Origin of the sequence: Burkholderia sp. BCC0506 (assembly GCF_902833145.1) — a bacterium.
Lineage (GTDB): Bacteria > Pseudomonadota > Gammaproteobacteria > Burkholderiales > Burkholderiaceae > Burkholderia.
Map to the genome: position 1 here is coordinate 310049 of NZ_CADFEN010000002.1, position 23760 is coordinate 333808.

The 23760-nt window shown below is 57.7% G+C and carries 17 protein-coding genes; 7 read left to right on the forward strand and 10 right to left on the reverse strand.

Translation table 11 applies throughout. From position 1 onward, the window contains the following. Positions 1-243: 243 nt before the first annotated feature. From HWX62_RS05390 to HWX62_RS05420, 7 genes are all read right to left on the reverse strand, one after another. Entirely contained in the window at positions 244-1773 is a 1530-nt protein-coding gene (locus tag HWX62_RS05390) for a hypothetical protein (protein ID WP_175930195.1), read from the reverse strand. Further along, positions 1770-2690, reverse strand: coding sequence for a hypothetical protein (locus HWX62_RS05395; protein ID WP_175930194.1), 921 nt, complete (start codon positions 2688-2690; stop codon positions 1770-1772). Before HWX62_RS05395 ends, HWX62_RS05390 begins: the two co-directional genes overlap by 4 nt. After that, on the reverse strand, positions 2687-3649 hold the full coding sequence (locus HWX62_RS05400) for a hypothetical protein (protein WP_175930193.1): 963 nt from the start codon (positions 3647-3649) through the stop codon (positions 2687-2689). The genes HWX62_RS05395 and HWX62_RS05400 overlap by 4 nt, the downstream gene beginning before the upstream one ends. Positions 3650-3983: 334 nt before the next feature. Beyond that, positions 3984-5858, reverse strand: a complete 1875-nt coding sequence (locus HWX62_RS05405) for a peptidoglycan-binding domain-containing protein (RefSeq protein WP_175930192.1) — start codon at positions 5856-5858, stop codon at positions 3984-3986. 28 nt (positions 5859-5886) lie between these two features. Continuing rightward, the gene (locus HWX62_RS05410; RefSeq protein ID WP_175930191.1) at positions 5887-6195 is read right to left on the reverse strand and encodes a hypothetical protein; all 309 of its coding nucleotides are present in this window, start codon (positions 6193-6195) and stop codon (positions 5887-5889) included. A 505-nt stretch (positions 6196-6700) separates the two neighbouring features. After that, entirely contained in the window at positions 6701-6901 is a 201-nt protein-coding gene (locus HWX62_RS05415) for a BPSL0761 family protein (RefSeq protein ID WP_175930190.1), read from the reverse strand. Next, the gene (locus HWX62_RS05420; RefSeq protein ID WP_175930189.1) at positions 6885-7220 is read right to left on the reverse strand and encodes a hypothetical protein; all 336 of its coding nucleotides are present in this window, start codon (positions 7218-7220) and stop codon (positions 6885-6887) included. Before HWX62_RS05420 ends, HWX62_RS05415 begins: the two co-directional genes overlap by 17 nt. Before the next feature lie 1835 nt (positions 7221-9055). Here HWX62_RS05420 and HWX62_RS05425 point away from each other — a divergent pair. The 6 genes from HWX62_RS05425 (at position 9056) to HWX62_RS05450 (ending at position 17401) form a co-directional block, all read left to right on the forward strand. Further along, on the forward strand, positions 9056-10387 hold the full coding sequence (locus HWX62_RS05425; RefSeq protein ID WP_175930188.1) for a hypothetical protein: 1332 nt from the start codon (positions 9056-9058) through the stop codon (positions 10385-10387). 370 nt (positions 10388-10757) lie between these two features. Further along, positions 10758-11822, forward strand: coding sequence for a TnsD family Tn7-like transposition protein (locus tag HWX62_RS05430; protein WP_175930187.1), 1065 nt, complete (start codon positions 10758-10760; stop codon positions 11820-11822). A gap of 556 nt (positions 11823-12378) precedes the next feature. Then, on the forward strand, positions 12379-13353 hold the full coding sequence (locus tag HWX62_RS33010; RefSeq protein WP_244135975.1) for a hypothetical protein: 975 nt from the start codon (positions 12379-12381) through the stop codon (positions 13351-13353). Continuing rightward, complete coding sequence (locus tag HWX62_RS05440) at positions 13350-14285, forward strand: hypothetical protein (protein ID WP_175930185.1); 936 nt, start codon at positions 13350-13352, stop codon at positions 14283-14285. The genes HWX62_RS33010 and HWX62_RS05440 overlap by 4 nt, the downstream gene beginning before the upstream one ends. A 128-nt stretch (positions 14286-14413) precedes the next feature. Continuing rightward, entirely contained in the window at positions 14414-16762 is a 2349-nt protein-coding gene (locus HWX62_RS05445) for a hypothetical protein (RefSeq protein ID WP_175930184.1), read from the forward strand. A gap of 102 nt (positions 16763-16864) precedes the next feature. Then, on the forward strand, positions 16865-17401 hold the full coding sequence (locus HWX62_RS05450) for a hypothetical protein (protein WP_175930183.1): 537 nt from the start codon (positions 16865-16867) through the stop codon (positions 17399-17401). Between the two features lie 225 nt (positions 17402-17626). On the opposite strand, the gene HWX62_RS05455 is transcribed toward HWX62_RS05450, so the two are convergent. From HWX62_RS05455 to HWX62_RS05465, 3 genes are all read right to left on the reverse strand, one after another. Further along, positions 17627-19363 carry a hypothetical protein gene (locus tag HWX62_RS05455; RefSeq protein ID WP_175930182.1) on the reverse strand — a complete coding sequence of 579 codons (1737 nt, stop codon included), beginning with the start codon at positions 19361-19363 and terminating at the stop codon, positions 17627-17629. Further along, positions 19360-20496: a dsDNA nuclease domain-containing protein gene (locus HWX62_RS05460; RefSeq protein WP_208458644.1), complete on the reverse strand. Its 1137-nt coding sequence runs from the start codon at positions 20494-20496 to the stop codon at positions 19360-19362. The genes HWX62_RS05455 and HWX62_RS05460 overlap by 4 nt, the downstream gene beginning before the upstream one ends. Before the next feature lie 250 nt (positions 20497-20746). Continuing rightward, positions 20747-22027 (reverse strand): RES family NAD+ phosphorylase, encoded by a 1281-nt coding sequence (locus tag HWX62_RS05465; protein ID WP_175930180.1) that lies wholly within the window; start codon positions 22025-22027, stop codon positions 20747-20749. A gap of 128 nt (positions 22028-22155) precedes the next feature. Here HWX62_RS05465 and HWX62_RS05470 point away from each other — a divergent pair, with 128 nt between their 5' ends. Then, positions 22156-23595 (forward strand): hypothetical protein, encoded by a 1440-nt coding sequence (locus tag HWX62_RS05470; protein ID WP_175930179.1) that lies wholly within the window; start codon positions 22156-22158, stop codon positions 23593-23595. Positions 23596-23760: the final 165 nt, after the last annotated feature.

Consider the following 23760-nt stretch of genomic DNA (forward strand, 5'->3'; position numbering starts at 1 on the left):
TTGTGACAAGGTTCGCTCGCCATAGACCTATCGGTGAAGCCGGCTTGGCAGCTTCATTGCACACCGGCATTACAGTTTGGGCCCTCCTCCACCAGCCGTCCTTCCCCAGTGGGTTCGGAATAGGCGGCGAAACTCGGCTACCTCTGGCGTCTGTTCGAACTCGTCGGTAGTACTCGCGGCCGGATAAGCCGGCTTCGCCAACCAAAAGCCTCGTCCGGCGCCGGGCTTTTTTGTGCGCGCCTCTCAGAACTCAAGCACGCGCCCGCTTCTGAGATGTGCGCGCACTTCGGCGCCGCTCTCAAAGGCGAGTTGCTTTCCGAACGCTTGCGCGATGCCCTCTAGTCCTTCACGGATACTCTCGCCACGTAAGGTAGCTTCCGCGATGCTGTCGAAGGCGGTCTTGAGCTGTGTGCGTTTCTCGAGAAAGAACTGGTCGAATACAGCGTTCATTTGAAGGCAATACTCGTTGTGCTGCGCGATGATGCGTGCACAATACTCTTGAGTTCGCTTGCGCTGCTCGTTCGAGAGCTCGAGGTCCCGCACGGACTTCTGCAGCGCTGAATGCATGCTGCCGCTCAGCATCGAAGTGACCATGCCACCTACGAAGCCACCCACGACTGTGCCGATACCGGGGGCAATGAACGTGCCGACGACGGCTCCGAAGTTTGACCCGGTGAGCGACACTGCGAGCGTTGTCCCCTCGCGGCTAATCTGACTCACGAGTTGCTCAGGCGTGATTTTCCCGGTGATTACGTCAAGTATGGATTTGCCGAGTACGGTGGACGCCTGGACAATCATCGCAGGCGTGCTCCCCTTGCCAAGATTGCGCAGGACCTGTCCGTTGGCTGCTTGTAGTGCTCCTCCGAGAGTCGCCGTCATCGCCCCGGTGGCATACGCCATTACCGCGGCGCGGCCCGTGTCTGTGAGGATGTCGATAGAAGCATCGCCAACGGACTTCTCTCCATTGAAAACGTCGTAGCCGTTCCTCAAAAGGCTGATGCCGCCGCCAATGGCTGCGGCCGTTTGACCTGCCTCGACACCGGCTTTGTGTGCAATGCGCAACGCATCCTTACCGACGCTCAGGGTAGGGGACTTGCGCGCCTCCATGGCGTCTGTCGTTGACACCTCGCCCTTTACGGCTCGTTGGCGAGCGTCCTTGATGCGATTGATTTCAGCCTGCTTCTCGGCGGCAAGATTCGATTTGCCCTGCTTGGTCAGTGCGTTGACCTGCTCCTCGAGGTTCGCTTGCTGCTTGTCCCAGTCTCGCATGATGGCTTCGAACTGGTCTGGCGGCAGGACGAGTTTTGCCGTCTTGTATTTGTCGTAGTTCTTCCCGAAGTGGTCCTGATACTTCTCGATTTTCTTGTGGACCTTCATCTGGGCACCGCCGACGAATTGCCCGTCAGGGCCAAGAACGGCCGCGCCAGTATCGACGTCGACTTCCACGTAGTCGTAGACCTGGTGATTAACCTGATTCAAGTCATCCGTACGGGCAATTCGCGTCTTGTTGCCGGCAATAATGTTCTCGGCGTTGGCTCGCGCGACCTGCTTCACCTCTGCTGAAAAGCCGGCTTGCTGGTGATAGTTGGTATCCGGGTCCGTAATCTTGAAGTTCGAAATCCGGAGCAGGTCCTCGAGAGAAGCGAAATGCTGGGCGCTCGCCATCGCGAACCGTTGTATCTGGAGCGTAGCGGCGAAGCTAACCTCGCGTTCGAAGTTTACAGCAGCCTCGTCGCGGGTTCTTTTGCTATCTGTGGGCATTGAGTCCATCATGCGGCCATCCTGCGCTGCAGTTCGCCGACTTCCGCATTTTGGCCGTGCAGTTTTTCGATGACGCCGGCCATGAGCGCTCCTTCGCCGTCGAGCAGTGGCGTATCCAGAACGGCTAGCAGCAACGTGCAGGCGTTGCTTCCGTCCTCGAGCACGGGGTCGAGTGTCGCGGTTTCTGTGGTGGAAAGTACGTCGCTTAGCCTTTCGATTTCAGTTCGCATCATGGCTACGCCAGACCCGACCTTCTCGAGGTCGCGAAGACGAATTTCCGAAGCCAGTCCGTTACGTGCGATAAGCTTCCCTGCTTCTCGCGCAGCATCCCGTTGACGCGATGCGTGCTTGACGCCAATCGGCATCGCGAGTGCGAGTCCCGCGAGCATACATAGGGCAACCAATGCGACTGGAATGGTATGGGCCGCAAGCACCCCTGCGGCCAGCAGCCCGTACCCAATCGCACCGCCTACAGCCCCACCGAGAAGGAAGCCGCCCACAATCTTCAATGCGCCAGACGGCATCGCGGGAAAGCTAGGTTGCGGTTCATCGCGAGTCACCTTCTCGCAGTCGGAGGGCTCGACGTAGGCGCTGCGCTCACACTTGTCGATAAGCGAGTAGGCCCCAGTGAAATTCTTTACCTTCTGGCGAAAGAGGGTTGCCTTGTGCGCCTCAAATTCAGTCAGTGCGCTGGCGGCTATCTGCTTGGCCGCCGACAGTTTCTCATTCGCCTGAGTGGACGCAGCAAGGCAATGCCTTCTGATGCGCTTCGTGGCCTTGCGGTCTAGCGCACCCGCTCCGAGCAGGTTCAGGAATTTCCCGCCAAAACTACGTGGCGCTACTTCGTCGCCGGGGATGGCGGTAAGTTGCTCGTACGCGTTACGCGCCTTGAGCATGGCTTGCATCGCTGAAGAGTGATTCTCCATCATGCCGTGACCTCCTGCTGACCAGTCAGGCCGTTGGTCTGGCTCCTTTCTATGAAGTGATAGAACTCGTTGTTCATCATCCCGGTATTACCCAGGACGGGCAGTTCCAGCGCGTCCTGAAGTTCCAGTGCCTGCTGTGCGCATATTTTCAATGCGTTGCGCATTTTCTCTGTTTGAAGTCGCAAAACGGCAGCCAGGCCGTCGATGGTGTTCAGCATTAGCTCTGCGCCTTCACGAATTTTCTCTGTTTGAGCGACAACGGTGTTGATTTGCGCCTCCAGCGCGTCGACTTCATCCCGGAAATCGCGTGCTGCATCGAGCTTTTGCTTGGCCTGGTTCTGGCCGAAATACATCAGACCAAGGGCGGCGGGGATGGCAACAAATCCTCCCAGAAGGGCGATACCGCCCGTAGTGCCAAGACCGCCCGCGGAAAGCGCTCCGCCGCCGAGCCATGCGAGTGTCGCATTCGAGGCGGCCGCTCCCGAGAGGGAGCCGATGGCGGTACCTGTGGATGCCGTGCCGATGAGCCCAGCAAGCCCATAAGCGCCAGCGGCCAGGGTCGCTCCTCCCAATGTGCCGCCCGCGCCGCCAAGCATCATCTGTCCAATCTGGCTGGTGGCGGCCCTTAGCTCGCCGACCTGGGTAAGCATCTGGGTGATTTTGAGGTTTTCGCGGCCGAGCGCGCGTTCACGCTGTCGAGCGCGGCCCATCAACTCGAGCAACTGGATGAACTCGGGCACGGTCGTCTGGAGAATCTCCGCCTTCCTCGCGCCGAGTCGCTCAAGGGAGGCACCAGTATCGCTTCTCGCTTTCTCCAACCGGGCTTCGGCCTCTGCTTTCTGTTCCTCGGCCCAGCGGACGATGTTGTTGCTCTTTTTCCGGTCCAGGTGCCCGCCAGAAACAAAATTGGTGACCTTCTCGGTGTAGTCTTGGACCTTCCATTTAAAATCAAGCCAACCCATTTTCGCTCCTTGTTCTTCTTCCTGCTCAGGTTCGTGCGGCCTCTGTGGCGCGTGACACCGACCGCGCTTAGACCATTTGCGCTCACTTGATTACGGCTGAAATCTTTAAGGCTTTAGGGAATTTTTTCAAAAATTTAGCGGTAGTTGAGCGTCGCGAGTTAGCTTCAAGAAAATGGCATACGGATGGGGGCTAGTCGTCATCGACGCCCGTCTTGCCCTTTTCCGGGAGCCTGACGAACGGAACGTAAGTCCGACATCTTGAATCTTCGGGTTACACCCGAGTTGAAGGAGTTGATTCGATTGGCCGCCGAGAGAGAGCACAGGGCGATTCCCGCTAATGCTGCTCCATGTACATCATGAGGTCCTGCATCGAAGTTGCCGGGCTCAGGTGTTCGTGGCGCTCGTAGCGCGCTATCGCCGCAACCGTGCGAGGTCCAATGTTTCCATCCGCTTGCCCACGTAGGTATCCACGGGTAATCAATTGTCGTTGGACCGCGCGACGGACATCGGTTTCGCTTAACGTTGCAGTCGCCACTCCAGCCGGGGCCGATGTCGCGAACTTTGCGAGAAGAACGTGCGCTCGTGAATCCGTAGTGGTATGCGTCATCGCATATGAAATCGCTGGAGCCGCTGCTTCGTGCACCGTTGGCACCCAGTGCATAGCGCCGGCAGCGCCGTACAGCGCGCCACCAAAGGCCGCAATAGCCGAGAACAGGCACGCTCCTTTCAATGGCGCCCAGTTGCGCCCGCGCTGGCGGTACTCCATTGGCACCTTGCGCCGCAGAAGAGAGCTTGTCGCGGCGCTGAGCATCCAGCCCAACGGCGACACCAGTATCATGGTCAGCACTGAAATGCTGACAGCGAATGTCAGAGGTAGCAGAGCGCTCCACGGATTCGCTATCGAAAAGTTTGTGAAGTTGTTGGCCGTAACGACGAAACCAGCGACCGCCGGGAACGCAGCAACAAGAGCCCAAGCCGCCGGCGAATTTGGCGGCGAAATCTTGTCAAGTACGTGGAGGAACGCTCCACCAATCGACTCCGCTGCCTCCTTCGTGATGAAACCCTCTGCCGCGCGAGTGACCGCATGCTCGGGATTCGCTCGGGCCTGCTTGTCGAGCTTCGCCAGTGCGCGCATCGAGCGGTCCAGGACCGGCAATTCACATAGTGACGAGAAGAGCTTCTTGGCTTGCCGCCGGACCTTCGAGCGTCCCCGCTTACTATTGCTCAATGACGCAATCCGCTCTAACTCGGCACGCAGCAGCTGGTCAAACACCGGAGGCGTCACGATAGGGACGAGGTTGCTGCCGACAGCGGCTACTTTGTACGGCTTCTGCACAACGGTGAGGCTGAGTTCGACAACGTCGGCGGTGCCTTCATAGCACGCGACGCAGTTGTCATTGTCGTTGTACTCCGTACCGGTCAGTTCGAGCGGGACCAATCTCCGGGCACCGGTTGGTCCTCCTCGTTCAAGGGCTCGCACAAGCGCATCGGCGGCCAGTCCGCGGTGGGGCGGCACGTGCCATGACGGACGTGCCAACGCTTGAACACGAGCAACGTCGGTGAAGAATCCATGTCCCGCGCATGCACCGCATGTCTGCTTACCTGAGCCGCCGCAACGCGCGCAAACAACACGTCCACTGCCAATACAGAAGCCGCAGGTCTCGCGAACTGTTTGCGTGTAAGTCTCATTACGGTTGCCGTTCCATCGGGTATGCGTGACCGTTCTATTCTTCGAGCCGATACCGCCGCAGCTGGAACAGCTGTTCCGTCCTCTGCCCGAGCAGCCTCCACACGGCACTCTGCCGCTACCGCTGCAACTCCCGCATTGTCGAAACACGGAGTAAGAGCCGAAATCGTGAACAGGATGGACTGCTGCCGATAACTCGAGTCCGTTCGCGCCGGCGACATCGATGCGCTGCATGAACGGAACGCGAATGTCGCGGTTGCGTACGGCCTTCTCGCACAACATCCGCAGGTGATTCTGGAAGTCGGCGGAGTTATAACCGAAGTGTGCGCCGGATATTGCGGCATTACCTTTCGACGTAGTCGTCGTGACGTCGTGCTCGAATCGCCAAACAACGAACGCAGTCGCGAGATAGCGCGCAGTCGACTCGTCCGTGGGTACTACGTCTTCTTCTCGAGCATGATTGCCGACAAAGAGATGCCGGAGATTTTTCAGTAGGCCGCGCCCTTGATGACTCAGTTCCACGTCGTTTGTTCCTGGTCCGCTATTGCTGCTACCCAACTCGGCAGCATTCCATTCTGGCGTATCGGCAAATCCGACAGCAACTTGAGCGGCTGACGTACGTCTTGTCGGCCCGCTGAATCCACAGCGTGACCGGCTGCGCGATGAGCGATTTCAGTTCGAGCGAATCCCGCAGCGAAACCACGTCGATTGCATACTCGAAATTGCGCCCCAGGCCCGCCGTGCCCACCACGATTTGCGGTAGCAGCACATCCGGCCCGGCAGGGGTATCCAGTTTCACAATCCGTTCGGACTGGCGTAACCCCGAATTGAATAACGCGAGAAGGTCTTGGGCTCCCATTTTGATTTTCCTTGTCCCGGCTTCCCTCAAAGCCGAGCAAAATCATACGGGGGAAACCCTATGTAGACAATAAAAAATGATAGGCAAGGAACCGCCGTCACAGACCGGATTTCGCTACGATGAGCAGATAATCGGCGACTCGGAGGAAATTTAGGCCCGCCGCCCCAAAAGCCGGCCGGGCGGGCTTTGGGGTGAGTACAGCAAGAATTTTTCTTTCTTGGCAGCCGATTTTCACGGGACATGAATATGCCGCTCGCGACCAAGCGATTGTCCCCATCACCGGGATGTGCACACGCCTGACCGAACTGGTGGAGGATGTCACCGCTGACATCGAGAAGGTGTTGCCGAAGTACGGCTCGCTGGAGGTCGGCTCACCGATGCCCGGAAGGGCGACTACTCCCATGCGTTCGAAGTCGAGTATGGCCGCAGTCCATTATGGCAGCGGAATCCTTCCGATAAATCGCCCGCTTTGACGAGGCAATACCGCTACGGTCCCGATACGTCTTCAGCGTTCGGGAATGGCCCAGACACCCGGCAATGCAGCGGCCGAAACTTCGAGGTCGATGTCGAGCGGATAGTGCCTGAGCAGGTGCATCGCCATCGTTTGAACGAGACCTCGGACGGTTACCTCGTCGGCAGAAGCGAGCATCAGCAAGAACTCTCGCGTGTCGACAACGGCTTTCGTGCGCTCACGTGGTGTCGTCATCGTCAGCACCGTCAAGCAGACGTTTGGTGACGTCGGTGTATGACGTAACCTCGTTCAGTTCGCACCATCTCTTCCAGACGTACTCAGCATTCAAAGACGAACCGTTCTTGCCGACCAACTCATAGATGCGTCCGCTCCGGGTTGTACCCTGCATTGTTACTGGGTCGAACCGCACTATCGCGGAACTGACACGCCCGGACGAATCCAACATGTCCACGCCGACAAAATGCCGGCTCCCCTCCAGCGTCTCGAATATGGCCCATCGAGACAGCGGAATCCTCGGCAGTTCGGTGGAGGAGCGTAGTTTCCAGACGGGCATTGCGGCCTCCTGCCTAGAGAAGAGATTCATACCGTTCCGGACATGCCATGTCGAATTACGAACAACGTGCATGAAGCCGAGCGCGCTCCCACGAGCGCGCATATATCCCCGGTTGGAACGACGTAGCATCCCTGCGTGGCTGCAATCCACGCGCGATGTCGCTCGTACTAGTCAGGCGGTATGAAGCAAAAAACCCGTACGCGCAGAGGCAGGTCTCGGTGCTAAACGCTAGATGCCGCGGCCGTCACGTGACGTGCCAAGATTGCGTGGTTCTCGGGAGCCAGCGAGTCGTGCGGATACCAAGATTGCGCTCAACGAATCGGAACAAATGTATCGATGCATTCAGTCTAGTGCACCGATTGAAGAACGCAAGGACTCAGCTACTCGCGCTTTTGCGGGCGGCCGCCCATATCAACTGCGGCAGCGAGGTCTGCGAAGTCGATGTAGCTGTGTAGGCTGCAACTTCCCAGCACGACCGCGCACTGGAGAAAGAGCGAGAGTGGAATCGTCCCTGTCGAGAACTGGGACGCGAGCAGCTGCTTTGTCGTGGCAACTCCGATATCCCCGAGAAGGGCGACGAGCCGGTCCGGCGTAACCCATGGCCGTTGCCCCAATTCCGCCATAATCACTGCCTGTGCTCGCTCCTCCCACGTCCCGCGGAGCGCCAACGGTCCGAGCCAAAGGCGTGGAGCAAGGGCTTCCGTTACATGAATGATTTGTAGCAGAAGAGTGAGCTTTGCCGTACCGCGAGCGAGGCGCGAGATAAGTGCACGTTCTGTTTCGCGGACCCCTATGGCGGTTAGCTCTTCGGCCAATCCGGCATAGGTCAGTCCTTTTCGCTCAAGCGCGACCCGGATGACGCGGGAGGCTAGTCCTCCCCACACCGCATCTTCCTCGCTTACAAGAGTCCTTGTCATCTTTGTAGAATCGACTATCTTTGTAGATACAAATGTATCGGCATTGAACTCCGTCCACTCTTGGAACAGTGTTTCCGATAACACGGCGCGCCAGGAAGGCGCGCGCTGCGCGCACCCGTCGACTTAGATTATCTAGATGGGAAGCGACAGCGTCTACAGTCCGCGCACGAGCTGCGATAGCTCAAATGCCGCGCTGCCCGCGAAATTCTCGCGTCGTTGGGCTCGGATGAATGCGGCATCGACACTTTGCCGGCAAGAAAAAGAAGGGAGATGCGGGCCGCCAGGGAATCCGGTACGGCGCGGAGGACCAATGTCGCTGAGCGCGACAGACTTGCGGAAGATAGAGTGCTTCGGCTACTATCGCACCCTGTCATAATCTCGAGCTATCGGAAATCTGCCCCGGATAGTTAATAGTATATCGAGAAATGCAGAGTCCTGCAACTCAAACCAATGTCAGGCAATTTTGAGCGCATTGACGCCTTAATAGGAACCCGGTAGCGGAATACAGACCCCAAAAATAAAACGGCGTCCAAGGTTGGCCCCTTGAACGCCGTCTCACACGTGGTGCACCCCGAAAGGCACATCTACGCTCACTCACGCGCGTCAGATTGCCAGACGGAGCGCGCCTTGTCAAGTCACGCCCGTAACCGGGCGTTGAGAGGCAATTATGACGACACCCCGTTTGTCGCCGCGTATGCTTGCGCGCGACTTTTCCATCCGCTGCAACAGCAGCGGCACCGCAGCCCCGCGAACTGAAGCGTTGGGGCCGCAATCTACGTGCACTGTCCGCCGCAAGCCGGCGCAGCGACTTTCCCTCCGGTTGCGTGTGTCCTTCGGGCGGGTCGCGGTTCGTTCTTGCGAGTGCCAGCGAATGCCTGGCGCCGCCGCACGGTTCTCGCCAGCCGGTCAGGTGCCGTCATGCAACTGACCATCGATGACACGGGCGTCCTGAATAGCGCTCGACTCGCGGACATCCCAGACCAGTCCAATCCTTGCGCGCGGTTTGCCAGGGACGTGACCACGCTTGACGACGGTTACGACGCAATGGAATGCATCCCCTCGGAGCGGCTGGGGGAGCCCGGTATCGGCGTAACCGATTTTCAGATTCCTACGTTCGAGCATGCCCGATTCGCAGTCGAACTTTTTGCCTCGGCTACCGAAAGCGCGACAGAGCGCAACTTGAACTCTGAAGAATTCAGACGCAAGACGGTCTCCGCGGCCATGTACATAAACCATTCGGCCGACCGGCATGGTCATGCATTGGAGGGTGCGCCAATTACCATCGCCAACGCTGGGCCGCGCGGCCATGTTGTCGTTATTCCAGCCGGGATGAGCCAGCAGGCGTTTCGAAAAGCCATCCAACGCATGTTTGGTACGGAATACGAAAAAATTGATATTGCGGTCCCGCAGGGTGGGACGATTCGATACACGCGGCTGCCATCTCTGACCGTGCCGTTCCCGGAAAACGGTGCGCCGCGCTCGTTTGGAAAGCTCTTCCTCCGCTACTTCGACGACGCTATGAAGATGACTCATTCAGCGCGTCTTCGCGGCCCATTTCATCGCGGGGAAGAGGAGGTCGGGCCAGCCTTGCAGGCCTATGCGATTGCAGCAAACATCGGCGTACTGATTGTGGAGCAAATCAATACGCGCAACGCAAGCACGAAGCTGGCCAAAAGCTTGTGGGCAATCTTGGCGCGTTTCACCGCAGACACCGGTATTCCGATTGTTTGCCTTGTAACGCCCGGGGCGGCTGCGGCACTCTCCGAGCAGAGCACCGCTGCTGCGCTCCTCGCCGGGAACACTTGGTACAACATTGCGTCCGCAGAACCGCACTCCGCCCAGTGGTCCCTGACGTGCGAGTATCTCTACACGACGTATCTGACGGGCTGTATGGGCTTTGGCGAACCGGAATGGTTCGCTGAAACGATGTGGTGGTTGACTTGTGGACTCAGCGAGCTTGCGGTCAAGGCGTGCGTTCATATCGTCAGTGTTAGCCGGAAAGAGGATTTCAGTCGACCTGGCAAGGACGAATTTGTGAAGTTGGCAAAGAATGCCCTTGCCCTTGAATGGCCACATCTGCGTGCAATCAGGAAACTGCGCGAAGGAGGCTCATTCACTTCAGCCAGCATTCGTCGTCACGGTGACTGGCTTCCTGTCGAACCGATGATGCAGTCGGTGCCGGGACTGGACGAGACGAATCCAGCATTCCGAATCACCGAGGTGTCGATGCCGGGGGCCAACCATGCTTAGCACCTATGTCTCCGCTACCGCCGGTGAAACAGCAACGAGTCTACTTGAGGCCGCTGCTTTTGCTACTGGCTCTGCAGCGGCTCGCCATCTTTCTGCGCGTCGCTATCGTCGTTGCGCACCACTAGTCGGGACCCTGCCGTCGCGGGCGAAGGCGTTCTGTGACGCAACGGAACAAGCATACGGCACACCCGAAGAAGTCGTGTCAAAGTTTTCGCTCGCACCCTTGTATTCCCGGGGCATGAATCCGCTAATGCAACGGAAGCTAGTCGCCCAGTTGGTGGATGGCTCGCATTCCCGGACTTGCTGTCCTCGGCTGCGGCCCTTCATCCAATGCGGAAATCGCCACGGCCTACAGTGTCCCGAATGCGCGATGCTTGCCACCAAGACGCATGGACGCCGGATTTCGTATTGCATGCACTGCATTGATTTCGTTAGTCGCTGTCCGATTCATGACTGCAAGCTGGTCAGTGACGACGATTGCAGCTCCCTCGAAGAGATGCTCGCGTCCAACGCCGGCGTCAATGCGACGCGCAATGCAACTCGCTACGCGCAGTTGGCTCATGCCATGGCGCAGGGTTGTTCATCGGAGTACACCAGGGAAAGTGTACGTCGGCGACTACGCGAGAAACAGTACCTCTCCGAATCCGGACGGTGCCGACTGGATTCGCTTCGAAGCGCATTCGCCGGGGTGTTTTCGGACGGCTTCGAAGACATTCGTCTTAACGAACTGTTGGCGAATACAGATGTTGCGGCGACCAGCGTATATCTGTTGAACCGCGAGGCGAGAGCCATCCATCCGGTGTTCTTGATACTCCTTGAGTGGCTGTCCGTGGAGTTGGACACACTGCCTATCAGGTCACATGCAATAAGCCCGGATATAAGCAATGCAGAACCTGCTATGGATGTACGTGACGCAAAACGAACTGCGTGGTTGCGACATCAAATGCAGTGCGCAGGCATAGGGCGCAATGAGATTCGGCGTCGGAAGCCAGCTCTTTGGGTCTGGTTATATCGATATGACCGTAATTGGCTCGCCGCCCATCAGGTCGCCCCTCGGCACCCCCACGGTCGGAAGACCCGCGCAATGCCGTCGGCGCCGTTCGCACGCGCAATCGTTTCAGCTGAGCGTCCCGTTCACCGTAGCGCGATTGGCCGCGAGCCGCTTCCGTCGGCATACCAGATGCGTCTCGCCTATGGAATGAATCAATACCTGTTCGACCGCGCAACAGAAGCGTTCGATGGCGCGGGAAAAGCTGCGCAGTTGCCCGCACGTCGTGAGGTCTTCATCGCTCGCCGACTAGAACGAGCCATTTCGGTGCTTGCGGCGAAGGGAATGGCCACTGATGCGGCGTCGGTCGCTCGCGAAGCCAGATTGCGGATTTCGACCGTCGTGCGCTATCAACGCGAGGAGTCCGCTAGATATGCAAGCGAATGAATCCCTCGCGTCCATGGTGATGACCTCCATTGCCGACGGCGAGCACTTTCCCCTCTACTTCGCGCGACTTCGCAGCTTCGCTTGCGTTGACTTGACACCAAGTGGGCTGTTGTTCCCAAGCGGTATGCGCAAGCTTATCGACCAGTTTGGAGACCTGGTTGGACCACTCGATAAGGTTCTCGGTGGCAACATGCTTTTGCCGTTATTCAATCGCGCATTGCCCCCCGACGACCAAGACATTCTCAAAGCCCACTGTCTTGACACGCCGAAACTGGGCTTGCCGGCCGTAGTCGGGCTCAATGGGCCGCGCTCTGGCTGGGCGCGCGCGGCCATTGCTTGCTGTCCGATGTGTATCAAGGATGATATCGCGCCGTGCGGCAATCCTTATTGGAGACGGGACCACCTGGTGCCTGGCGTTCTCTTCTGTGGTCGCCATCACCTGCCGTTGCACGTCCGGTGTGAGACGTGTAGCGACTTCAGGACCTATCCGAATTGGACAACTCACCCGGGCAGGAATTGTGGCTGTGGGCTCAGGCCTCAGCGCCGAGCGACCACGTTGACCGACGCCCAAACAGCATCGGAAATTGAGGTGGCGAAGGCCGCGTCGAGACTGCTGCAACCTGACTACATGCCGCAACTCAACCACGTGGGTTTTGCAACCCTCGTTGGAGAATCCGCCCGTCGGCTTGGACTGACGCGGGACCGTGGCGTTAACTGGCGTCGCACCGAAGAATATTTTAAAGAGACCCCGCACGCGCACCTAATCTCTCGGACATCGCTTCTGGTCGGACGCGGCTACGTCGGGACCATTCTGCGTGGGAAGGGCGTATACCGGAACCCGATGCATAACGTCGCATTGCTGATTGCGCTCTACGGAACGTGGGATGCAGTTGAAGGTGCCTGCTCGGCTATGAAATCTGAGGAGCATCAGGCTGCACCATCAACGAAAACTACGAACGTGAGTGCTCGAAGCAATTACTCGAGATTCAGGACATACCGCTCCCGATGGATGGACAAACACCACGACCGGTGGTTCGAGCACTATGCCGGGATGTATCGGGACGTTCGAACGAAGCATCCCGACGATACCTTTTCGCAATTGATGCGTCGTCTGCCTGCTACCGCAGCTCAGTTTCTCACTCGCACAAAGCTGATTGCAGCTGGCGAAGACGTACCTCCGTCGCGCGCCGGCGCCTACGACTCTGCGTTGGACCGGTCATACGCAGAGCACATACGTTCGACGGCAAAGCGACTCTTTGAACAGGGTTTCCCTAGGCGAGTAACACGGCATGCCCTGATACGCGGACATCGCATGGACATCGCGTGGTATCAAATCCGCGACCGACTGCCGCTCGCAAAACTGGCACTCGCGGAGAATGAGGAGTGCGTACCAGCGTATAGACGCCGCCGCCTGCTGATGCTCTCCAATTCCGCGACCGTCTTGACGATGCCGCGACTGACCAAAGAGCAAATCGACGAAATGGATGACATGACCGTCCGAAAATTCCTCCGACAAGGAGCCGCACGATGAATGTCTCCACACCAGGCGCAGACAATGTTTCCACGCACAGCTCGGTATATGGCTGTCTCCCTAGCACAACCCTGGGGTTGTTGCGTGCCTGGCCGCCGGTAGCTCCGCGACGTCATTCCATGAGAGAAGGGAGGGCTCTAGACGAGTTCAAGCTGGCGAATCTCACGCGCCCGTTCGTCACGCCGAGGGACATCCACTTACCGCCCACCGACAAGTACGGCTGGCCGCACGGAGTTGCGTACGAAGCATTGCTCAAGGCCCGCCGGCCATCGTTGAGTACACGTTCGACATTTCGCGGGATGAAATTCCGCCGACGCTACGAGGCGCTATCGGGAAACGAACAGCGCATCCTGTTCTCTCTTGCATTCCATCCTTACGTCATTGATGTGCGAGACCAGTATGGAATCTACGACGTTGAGGCCCTACACCGCGTGCAACGCAAGGGCGAACTCCTGCTGCGCACAGACATGATGACCATCGACGTCATCGTCACCTACGTGATGCCAGGGAGTCCAGATTTGCATTACCACGGAATCTCCATTAAGCCAGAGAACTACATGCCGGACCAGAATGACCTCGACCGCGAGCATCGCGAGCAGAACGCACTTGCGCCTCGTGGCTGGACGTGGGAGTTGATGCGCGGAGACGCCGTCAGCCAGCGCGAGTTCGTGAATAACTTCGGTATGTATCGAACCGTGCGCGACCAGAATGTGGCATTGAACTACGACAACGCAGAATGGTTTGCAAAGAAGCTACTTCGGAGCAGCAGGAGGGGCACGATGGGCTCCGTGCTCGGTCGCATCTCAAGACGCCTCGGCATTAGCGACGATGCCGCGCATCAGCTGTTTGCCGTCGCCGTTTCGTATGGCTTCTTGACCGTCGACCATTCAAAGGACCTGCGGGTGGACTTACCACTGCACCTGCTCTGTTAGACCCGGTCAGTCACGTAACCCCACAAGTCGCCGAGGCCACCGTTTACCTGGCCGTGGCCTCGCTCGTCCTCCGATTCTAGAAACACGTTAATGGCGTCGTTTTGCATACCTATTTGATAGAGGCAACAATGCAACCCGATTTTTCCGATTTCATCAAGCCGCCTGTACCGAGCCCTGAGCTGCTTGCGCAACTGCTCGAATTTCAGTCTGCTACCTGGCCCCACCAGCTCGGTCGGTTTACCCCTTTCAAGCGGAAGCGCGATGGCGATAACGTAATTTACCGGTCCGTTGCCTGGAACCCATACGACAAATCGCTCCACGTACTGCGGGCCGCTTCTGGGACGCCCAAGGATGTCGGCTACTGGGAAACGTGGCATGAGAACGCGAAAGACAAGCCGCTCGACGACATCTATCTGGTCGACGACACTATCATGCCCGTCGAGATGAAAGTGACGCGCGACAAACTGAGACCGAGCGCCGTGAAGGGGATGGATAAGCGCATGCGGATTGTGCAGGCGTTCGCGTATCTGGACCCGGTGGGAAAAGGGAGTCCTTCGGATTTCATTTTCAACGACCTGGTGGTGGTGAGCGACGGTACTCGCTCAGCGGCGCTGAAACGCGTAGTCGCTGCACTTGCTCAGCCGCATGGATTCCAGACCGCTGTCAGAAAGTTGTTCCACAAGTTTGTGCACAACGGCGGCCATCCGAACGCGCTCGCGAAACATACGTTCCGGCAGGGGCATCCCAAAATGTCGCGCGTGGGAATAAACACGAAAAAGCCGGGGCCGAAGTCCGCGAGTGAAGCCCGCATTGCATCAAGGAACAAGGCGCTTGGTACAGACAGTCACGCACGGCGTCATCCCGTCAGGCCGAGCGACGAAATCAAATTTATTCGGACGTTGGAACAACGTTGGGTGCAGTTACGTTGCACCATACGTGAGGCTTATGACGGCATGGTTCTCGTGGACTATCCGAAATGGCCGAAGCGCCTCATTCCTAGCCTTCGGTCGTTCCGTTATCACGCGACGAAGCGGCTCATCCCCGACCTTGACCTCAAGCGCCTTCGCGACGGAAAGCGGCTATCAGCGCAGTACAACGACGCCCGCGCCGGTCAGGCCAGCCACCTCACACAAGGGCTCATCGAGATTCTCGATGTCGACGGCTTCGTGGCTAAGATTGGCGTAGCTGCTCGAGTTGGCGGCCGGATTGAAAGTATTCACATGACCGTGATGTTCGCCGTCTCGCGCCCGTCCGGCGCAATCCTCGGTTACGAGCTTGCCATCAGGGGGGAGAATGCGGAGGCTTTTCGCCGGTGCATCGCATCCGTCTTTCTGCCTAAGGCCGAGCGTGCGCTGGAACTCGGGCTAACGTCGACCAAAGGGCTACTTCACGGCAACGTCGATGCGATTTTCGTAGATAACGGAGCTGGCGCTTCAGAACAAGTCATCGTAGCTGCTTGCGACGAAATGGGTCTCATGAGGATGCTGCCACCGCCCGGTCGCGGGGACCTCAAGGGCGTTGGAGAAGGCGTCAACAGTTTGATGGTTCTGATGATGCTCGGCGAAGACAGCGCATACACCCGAGCGACCGACCACCTATCCAAAGAGATACGGCGACAGAGGGCAAAGAATGCGCCTATCCCCTTGGAGCAATTTGAACGCCTGCTGCTCAAGGCAATCCAGCACTACAACCTGTTCACGAACAAAAAGCGCTTGAGGTCGTACGAGATGCGAAAGGCCCGCATTGGCGTGACCCCGGCGGCCATCTTCAAATACACCCAGGAGCAACGCCGCGGCGACGCCCGTCGCCAGCTCACACCCCGGGAGGTGTTCGAGCGGTTTGTCCCGTGGCAGACCCGGATATGTCGGCGAGGTCTGGTGAACTTCATGTCGATGCGGTACAGCTCCGATGAACTCGTTGAGCATTTCAATGAGCATGTGCGGCAGCTTGGAAAGCGCGAACCTTTACCCGTGCGAGTGAAACGCTTGGACGGACATCCACTCATCCTACTCTGGCAAAAGTCTGATGGTGCGACGTCTGTGCTGAACCTCGTCGAAGAGGATGCCCGCAGCATTGGCTCGGTAACCTGGAAAGGACTGGAGTTTCTCAACGCTGACGATTCATGGTGCGAGGAAAAGCTCAAGCCTGGCCGCCGAGCGAGTCGCAACCGGGTTACGGCCAGGGTTCACGCGAGTGCCGTCAGAGCGGAGGGCGTTCGCGCCGGAAACGAAATGGGTGGGCTCGAAGGCGTCACCGGGAGAAGCGCAAGGGCGAACGCCGAAGCGAAGCAAAACGCCCGCCGGGGCGCTGCCCAGGCAACGGCTTACGGCATCGCGGATGCTGGGGTTGAAGTTCATAGGACGGAGCGCGTGCAGCTTACAGCGCCCTCTTCGGTCGCCGAGTCGTCCTACTTACGTCGGCTTGCGCAGCGTCTTTCCGCGCGGAAGTCGAATCCGGATGCGCCTGAGCAGCGCTGAAGCGAGTTGGTCAATTTCGGTCGGGCGGCTCAGCTCCGACTCGAACTTCGTAAACTTGGAGCCCTGCATTGGTTCGATACGGCTCCGCACCCAGAGAATCAAATGGACGAAGTTAAAGAGGTCTTCTTTGCGCCATCAATCGAGTGGTTCAAAGCGATGGCAAAACAGTTGCGTCTGCATCTCAGATGGGATGTCAAACAGTATTACGCGTCACTGAATCTGCTTGCACGGATTTACGGCTTCACTAGCTGGCTCGACTATCTTGAATATTACGGCGGCGACCATGCATACGAGACCTTCTGGGACTCTGAGCTTGACGAAAGGGCTTATGATGAGCGGCGGTACATGCAGACGACTGTCTTGATGAGCACATTGCAAATTGTGGAAATGGATGCGGTCAAAATCTTGGCCGAAGTCCAAGTGTCTAGCCAGACCACGGCTGCGCCAAACCTGACTGAGCGCGATGGAATTCGGGAATTTCGTCTTCCGCCGCGGTTGTTGCTAAATGAAGTTCCCCAGACCGAACACATTCTGGATGCGTCACCCGCGAAACCCGTTGTAACCTACAAGAAGGGCCGTCGGAGGATGTGCGGTCGAAGCTTCATTAGCGAATCGCTTCCTGTGACCGACGTCTCGTGACAGAGGAGAAAGTCCATCCGCGCTCGCACAAAGTGACGGCAGCAGGTCGTTCAAAACCATGACAAGAGAGCGCATGAAGGAAGTCGGCGAGGCGCGGATGGACCATGCTTGCAGAGACGCGAACAGCATCGTCGTATTAGCCGCAAATCCCCGCCTCCGACTCTATCGGTCATTGGGCGGCCTGTGCCGAGTCCCCAATCTATACATCTGGGCAAGCGACGGTACTCAAGAATCGCGTTTTGCTGACACCTGTTGCTGGATGCGCTCTCGGACATCGTCCAACATGGGGCGAATCATTAGCGCCACTGTGTTGAACTCGTCGCTGCGCAGAAGGCCTTGCTGCGTTTCAAACATCTGCACGTCAAACCTATCGACAGTCGCTTCGGCCGGCAACCGCTCCATCGCGATGAACAACTGCTGCCTTTCACCGATATGGTCTGCGGCGATATTGAACATCCGTCCGAGGTTCGGGTCGTCTTGGCCCGACTGCTGCAATGTGTCGATGATGACGGGGAGCAGCGGTAGGTCGCCTTTCTCGAAGTTGCACGCTATCAGCGCGAGATGAACCGCGAGAATGGCGCGGCGCCCCGAGCTACCACCTGCCTTCGGACGCTTCCCAATCCCGGTGTCTTCGATGCGTTCGGATGTGGGAATGTTGAGCAAGTCAGACAAGCGTCGCAGCTCGGCGCTGTAGAACTTGCTCACATCAGCTTTGCGATGCTTGTCGTCATAGCGCTTCACCGCATCTTCAGCTGCTGCTTGCTCTTTCCTCAGCGCGGCGACTTCGATACCGAGGGTCGACTCCACTTTCGAGAATGCCTCGTCGAGCGTGCGCTTGCTATGAGCGCTCAGCACCTCATCAAGCCGGGTGCGCGAGCGGCCCGCAGACAGTGCCTGCTCGTACTTCTCGACGTGGCGTTCGATATTACGAAGCGTCTGACGTAACTCCGACTCCTTCAATCTGCACGCATCGAGGTTGTCGCTCAATTGTGCGACGAGTTCGTTCATTTCTTCGAGGTCCTGCCCGAGGGACAGCCGTGCATGGAACGACGTGGTGTGCAGAACGCCGCAGGTCGGGCACTCAATCTGGGTGTCGTCGGGTACTGCACTGAGGTACTCGAAGTCCCCGCCGAGGTCACGCTGCGCGGCAGTTGCCAGCTTCAGCTTGGACTCGAGGCTCTGGCGCTCGCCCGTGACCGCGATGAGGCGCTCGCGTGCCTTCATCTGTTCGGCCTGCGCCGCCTGGGCCGCTTTTGCCAGCTCGACAAGCTCCGCCCGAAACGCACTTATATCGAGCGAGGGAGTCGTCTTGGGAAGCGATTCGCGAACGCGCAGGAATGCCTCCTTCTGCGCGGTGAGGTCAGCTTCCTTCGTGCGGAAGCGTCGGTCAATCTCATCCTTTTTCTGCTTCGCAATCAGATAGGCACTCGGACGCAACCCGGTTACCGTTGCAAACACAGGCTCTTTCCAGCGAGAAAACTGGCCAAGGTTGTCGTAGGTCGTCCAGTCAGCGCCCCAGCTACCATCCTGGTCAACGTAGAACGGCAACGACATATAGTCCAGCCCGGCCTGGCCGTACGCCGCGCCACCTGGCCGCGGCAGCCTCAGATGGAAGCCGAAAAGCTTCGCCGTTCGTTCGACCCATTCGCTGTTTCTGTCGGTCGCGAACAGCAGGCGCTTCTGCGACGAGAACAGTCCCATCGCACGTCCCTTGCGTAGGGCGAAGTAGGTTTCATCCGCGAAGGAGAACTCGAGCAAGCCGACTGTAGCCGGGTCCCAGTTGCCGGATACCAACGACTGCGGCTCGCATCCGAGGCTCCAATAAAGGCTCTTGCAGATGCGTGACTTGCCGGTGTGGTTAGGTCCTAGCAGCAGAGTCCTTTTCCCGAAGCTCAGTTCGCGCCCGCGCTTGTCTCTCTCGGATGCTAGCCAGAGCTTCTTGAAGGTCACGAGCCGGGTCACTTTTTAACCTCTTGTTGCGCACCAGGCGCAGCAGTGAATATAAGGATGTCGGTTGCATTTTTGATAATCAGAAGAGCGAGGCAATGGAGGTATCCTAAGGTATAGCTACCGCATAGTTCCGGGCTGGCTTTTTCCGCATCGTAGACTATCGCCTCCATCTGGTCGCCGAGCAGCCGGAAGCGTTTTTGCGCCTGCTTGAACGAGTCGCGCGCTTTTGCCAACGCAATGCATATAGCACGGAGTTCGATGTTCGTCCGGTCCGTCAGGTCGGCGCAAACGCGAACCAGCTCGGACTTTACATCTTCCAGAATTTCGTAGTCGTGTACTTCAGCGTCGAGTCGCGCGAAGCAATTTTTCAGGACGTCATGGCTGCTGTCCTGCTTGAAGTTCTCCACCTGCACGAGGATGTCTGCGACCTGGCTGCGCGAAACACCGCGCTTCTTGAGCTGGGTGAACGTCTTTGCGTAGCTGTTCTTGCTTCCGACCTGGGCAAACTCGTTGGCTACCATCCTGGCGCCGAGCACCGGTCGTTTCATCTGGAACGGGAGCTTCTTCTTTTCAGCGAGCTCATCCAGCGTTCCGGCGACGAAACGATGAGGTTCGTCGAGCGGCAGCCCAGTCCGTATCAGTCGGAAGTCGTCGAGCACGATGGAATCCTCATCGACGTCGAGTTCCTTCGCGAGCGCTGCCCGAAGAGTTGCCAACTCGCTGTCGCACAGGTCCAAGAGATTGGCATCATGCGTCATGCGAGGCGTTTCATCCTCCTCAAGAGGGAGTTTGAAACCTACGTTCGACGCGAACCACAGGGCGGTTGGATGCGGATGAAAACAGTGTCGACGCATGACTAGCTTGGCCATGGTAGACATCGTCTTTGCCCCGGATTTCGTCGTGCCGGTAGCGAGCAGGTCGCGCAAAGTCCAGATGCCGTGCTGCTCGTTCTTTTTGACCTGATGGAATTCGGCTCGTGAGGGCTGCTCGGGAGAATCGACGATGGCTACGTCTTCCTTGAACTCAAGGATGATAAGGTAGTCGTCCATCACACCGAAGCGCTCGATGGCCAAGAGCGCCGCGTACCAGTGTTGGTACGTGAAGCCCAAACTGGCGTTCACGCCCGTTTTCTCGTCGCTTGCCAAGTCTCTCATGAGGGAAACGAGGTCTGGTTGCGAACCTAAGCGCCCAGAACTTGCACCTGTTTGCCTCAACGCTCGGCCATGCCCCGACGCGCGAGTTTGCCGTCTCACACGTATATCCCCTTGCTAATACTTGATTATGAGTCTTCTTGAGGGCTGCTCCCCCGTTCGCTGGAGACTAGCACACGGTGATTAACTTGTCCCATGTTCAGCACAATTTTGTGACGCAGGTGGTGAAGCCTCTGGGCCGTCGTCAAAAATCACCGTTCCAGAATCCATCGAGTTCAATGTCGGGCTGGAAGTCGAGCGCCCGGAGCGGAATAACTTCGTCCGATTCGGGGGAGCGATAGAAATTCTGTCGCTCATGAGTGTAGGAAACCGATTGGGTTTTGTAAACGTTCACTTCCCCGTCCGTGAGGGAAACTGGAAGGGCTTGAGGTTCACCGAAATCATCGACCATGGCATTCAGGAACAAGACGATATTGGTCCCGCCGCGCCGTTGTGTCGACTGGAACATGATGCCATCGAACGCCGGCTTCGCAAGGTGGGAGAGGAACTCGGCCATCGTTTGGGTGATGAGATAGTCCGACTCGCGTCCGGGGGTGACCGGTTGAGCAATCTGCTGATGTAATATGCGTAGAAACTGACGTCGAGCGCGCTGTTTGCTGAAGTCTGGCTGGAAAAAACTGAGATTCTGGCTGGAACGAGCATTCTCAAGCCGGGCAAAATCGAGGATTCGAAGCTTCCTGTTTGTCGCCACTTCAATCAGCACAATGTCGTTTCCGATAGCAGGGCGCATTTCCGACAGGCAGGTATCCCGCTCTAGTGAGCCGTAAAATACAGATACCCCTTCGGCATTCATTCTCCCCGCGCGTGCGGCTGCCGGCGGAGGTGGGCCAACATGCTTTAAGGGGTCGTTAAGCATCTCCTTGAGCAACGCAGTGCTCGTCACGACGCGGGCCCGAAAGAGACGTTTGTTTGCAGCCAATCGACGCACGACCGGCACACGACGCCTACCTGGGACGTACATCTTCTCGACGCCTTCGAACAGCTCGGTGAAAAATTGCCGGGCCTTTTCGCTGAAGAACCTCCTGCGGTGCTTCACGTCCACAAGCGTCTCCTGCCATCTTTCGTGATACTCGATGGGCAGATGCTGGACACGCTCATAACTCTGCATGTCGTCCCAGAATGGTTCTCCTCCGTCCCTCGGGTCGTAGTCGTCCGTCTCAACGACGGCGTCCACAATTTCATCTTCAAACTCGAAATATTGTCCCAGAAACTCCTGGACCCAACCGGCCATAGAGTCCCCGAGCTGTCGGTAGTAGATTTTGTCGTTATCGTCGATTTCGGGAACCGACTGGCCCAATTGAAGATTTTCGCGCATGATGGGCGCAAGGATTTCACCCAATCGTGCAACGCTGATGCCCTCGCGCTCTTCTTCGCAGACTCTACACTCGTTTAAGACTCCCTCACGATGGACCATCTCGCGAAGGTAAGTATCTTTGAAGCATGCGTAACAGATGTGGTCAGGCAAGGTAGTTCCTCAGCGATTCGCAGTGATACAACGGAATGTGGTCACACGCAGCATGATACGGGCAGCCAGAGAACAATGCCTGAAACAAGGCGCTCGCTGACCGTTCTCCGTCGAGTTAGAGTGTGCAGATGACTTACGCAGAAGCAATTCGTCCTGTTCGCAACCAGCTGAGGAAATATTCTTACCCCAGTGTTCTAGGCGAACTTTCCCATTTCATCAGAACCGAGTCCACAGCAAGGGATGGGAAGATGCATGCGCCGTGGCTCGCCGAGCGGCTTGCCGTTTGGGTGCTGCGCGACGATGCACGAATGTATGGTCGCACGGCAATCTCAAAGCAAGAATTGCGACGTTGCATCGACAGTTCCTGGGACGTAATGAACCATGCGTTCTCTGGATTGGGCCCTGCGCGTTCACTCCATCTGACGCTTCGGTCTTTGCTAATGCCGCAGATTCCGCACCAGCGTGAGCAGGAACTTGGCCCCTTCGCTCGGCAAATTGACCTTGTCAACCAGCTTCAACCGACCTCGCATCTTTATCGCCTGTTTGAGGACACCTTGGGTATGCGGCCGACGGACTTTCTCGGGATGGCCACCCTGTTTCGCCAGCACTCTCTCGCGAACATATCGAGAGTCGTCGCTGCGGACTATCGCATGGGCTTATGGAAGATATTTGGCAAGGAGCCGGTCGAGCGGTTCTATCAAACTATGCTTGTTCCGCGAGAACTAACCGCGCAGCAGATGTGTGAAGTCAGTCCGGACGAATGGTATCAACCGAACCTTCTCTATCGTTCGCCTTTCACAGTGTTCAATAAGATGTGGTTTTTCTGGGGGCGATGCGGCCTCGACCGAAACTTGGGGTACGCGTTAAGTGACATCGTTGGTCGAAGCGAAAGCAACGGAGTTCGCCAGACCTTCGAGAAGTTGTTCGAGGCGTACGTCGGTCGCACCCTGGTCCTGACGAGTGTGGAGGTCTTGGGTGAAAACGAGGTTCGCGCACGTTTTGCTGTCGAAGGTCAGTGTTGCGACTTCGCCGTTTTGGATGGCGCCGATGTTGTGTTGCTGGAGGTCAAGAATAAGGCGCTGACCCATACGCTTCCGGCTAATGGAACTGCTCGCGACTATGCTTCGAAGCTCAGTGCGACCGTCAGAAAGGCCGATGGCCAACTCCGAAACGTCGAGGCCTTCGTGCGAAAGGCTCGCCCCGGAGCAACTGTGCATAAAGTTGTCATCACCTATGGTGACCTCTTTGCGGCCGAGACGGACCAGTTGTTTACGACGAACGCGGACCAATTCGCATCGGATAATCCCGTGTACATCCTCAGCGTCGACCACCTTGACCGTCTCATTGAAGCAGTGCGTCGGGGGCAGTGCCGATTTGCATCCTTCTTCGAAGACTACTCGCGGCGGCGACGCGAGCCCAAAAGACGCCTTTTGTTGCTTTCGGAACTCTTGAACGAGAAGCCGTATCTGGGCCCCGAACTGCCAGCGCGTCTCTTTGAAATCTACGAGCCGTTTTACGAGAAATTGGCGGAGCGGGCCCAGCTGGGGCAAAAGGTCGTCGCCCTCTGACAGGTCGGTGACGGGCGTTGGGGCTGAAAGGCCGGAGGGAGCAGCTCGAGCTGACAACGAGGCCGAGAACGGGGGCGTTGCTCCTGGGCGATTCGTGAAATCTACAAGGCAATCGCAAAAAAGTGGCGCCACAAAAAGCTCCGGCGTCACTTTGACAACAGTTTC

Excerpts from the sequence above, each read along its gene's own strand:
- HWX62_RS05390 (WP_175930195.1), bottom strand. The coding sequence starts at position 1,773 with ATGATGGACTCAATGCCCACAGATAGCAAAAGAACCCGCGACGAGGCT.
- HWX62_RS05395 (WP_175930194.1), bottom strand. The coding sequence starts at position 2,690 with ATGATGGAGAATCACTCTTCAGCGATGCAAGCCATGCTCAAGGCGCGT.
- HWX62_RS05400 (WP_175930193.1), bottom strand. The coding sequence starts at position 3,649 with ATGGGTTGGCTTGATTTTAAATGGAAGGTCCAAGACTACACCGAGAAG.
- HWX62_RS05410 (WP_175930191.1), bottom strand. The coding sequence starts at position 6,195 with ATGGGAGCCCAAGACCTTCTCGCGTTATTCAATTCGGGGTTACGCCAG.
- HWX62_RS05415 (WP_175930190.1), bottom strand. The coding sequence starts at position 6,901 with ATGACGACACCACGTGAGCGCACGAAAGCCGTTGTCGACACGCGAGAG.
- HWX62_RS05420 (WP_175930189.1), bottom strand. The coding sequence starts at position 7,220 with ATGCCCGTCTGGAAACTACGCTCCTCCACCGAACTGCCGAGGATTCCG.
- HWX62_RS05425 (WP_175930188.1), top strand. The coding sequence starts at position 9,056 with ATGCAACTGACCATCGATGACACGGGCGTCCTGAATAGCGCTCGACTC.
- HWX62_RS05430 (WP_175930187.1), top strand. The coding sequence starts at position 10,758 with ATGCTTGCCACCAAGACGCATGGACGCCGGATTTCGTATTGCATGCAC.
- HWX62_RS05440 (WP_175930185.1), top strand. The coding sequence starts at position 13,350 with ATGAATGTCTCCACACCAGGCGCAGACAATGTTTCCACGCACAGCTCG.
- HWX62_RS05445 (WP_175930184.1), top strand. The coding sequence starts at position 14,414 with ATGCAACCCGATTTTTCCGATTTCATCAAGCCGCCTGTACCGAGCCCT.
- HWX62_RS05450 (WP_175930183.1), top strand. The coding sequence starts at position 16,865 with ATGGACGAAGTTAAAGAGGTCTTCTTTGCGCCATCAATCGAGTGGTTC.
- HWX62_RS05470 (WP_175930179.1), top strand. The coding sequence starts at position 22,156 with ATGACTTACGCAGAAGCAATTCGTCCTGTTCGCAACCAGCTGAGGAAA.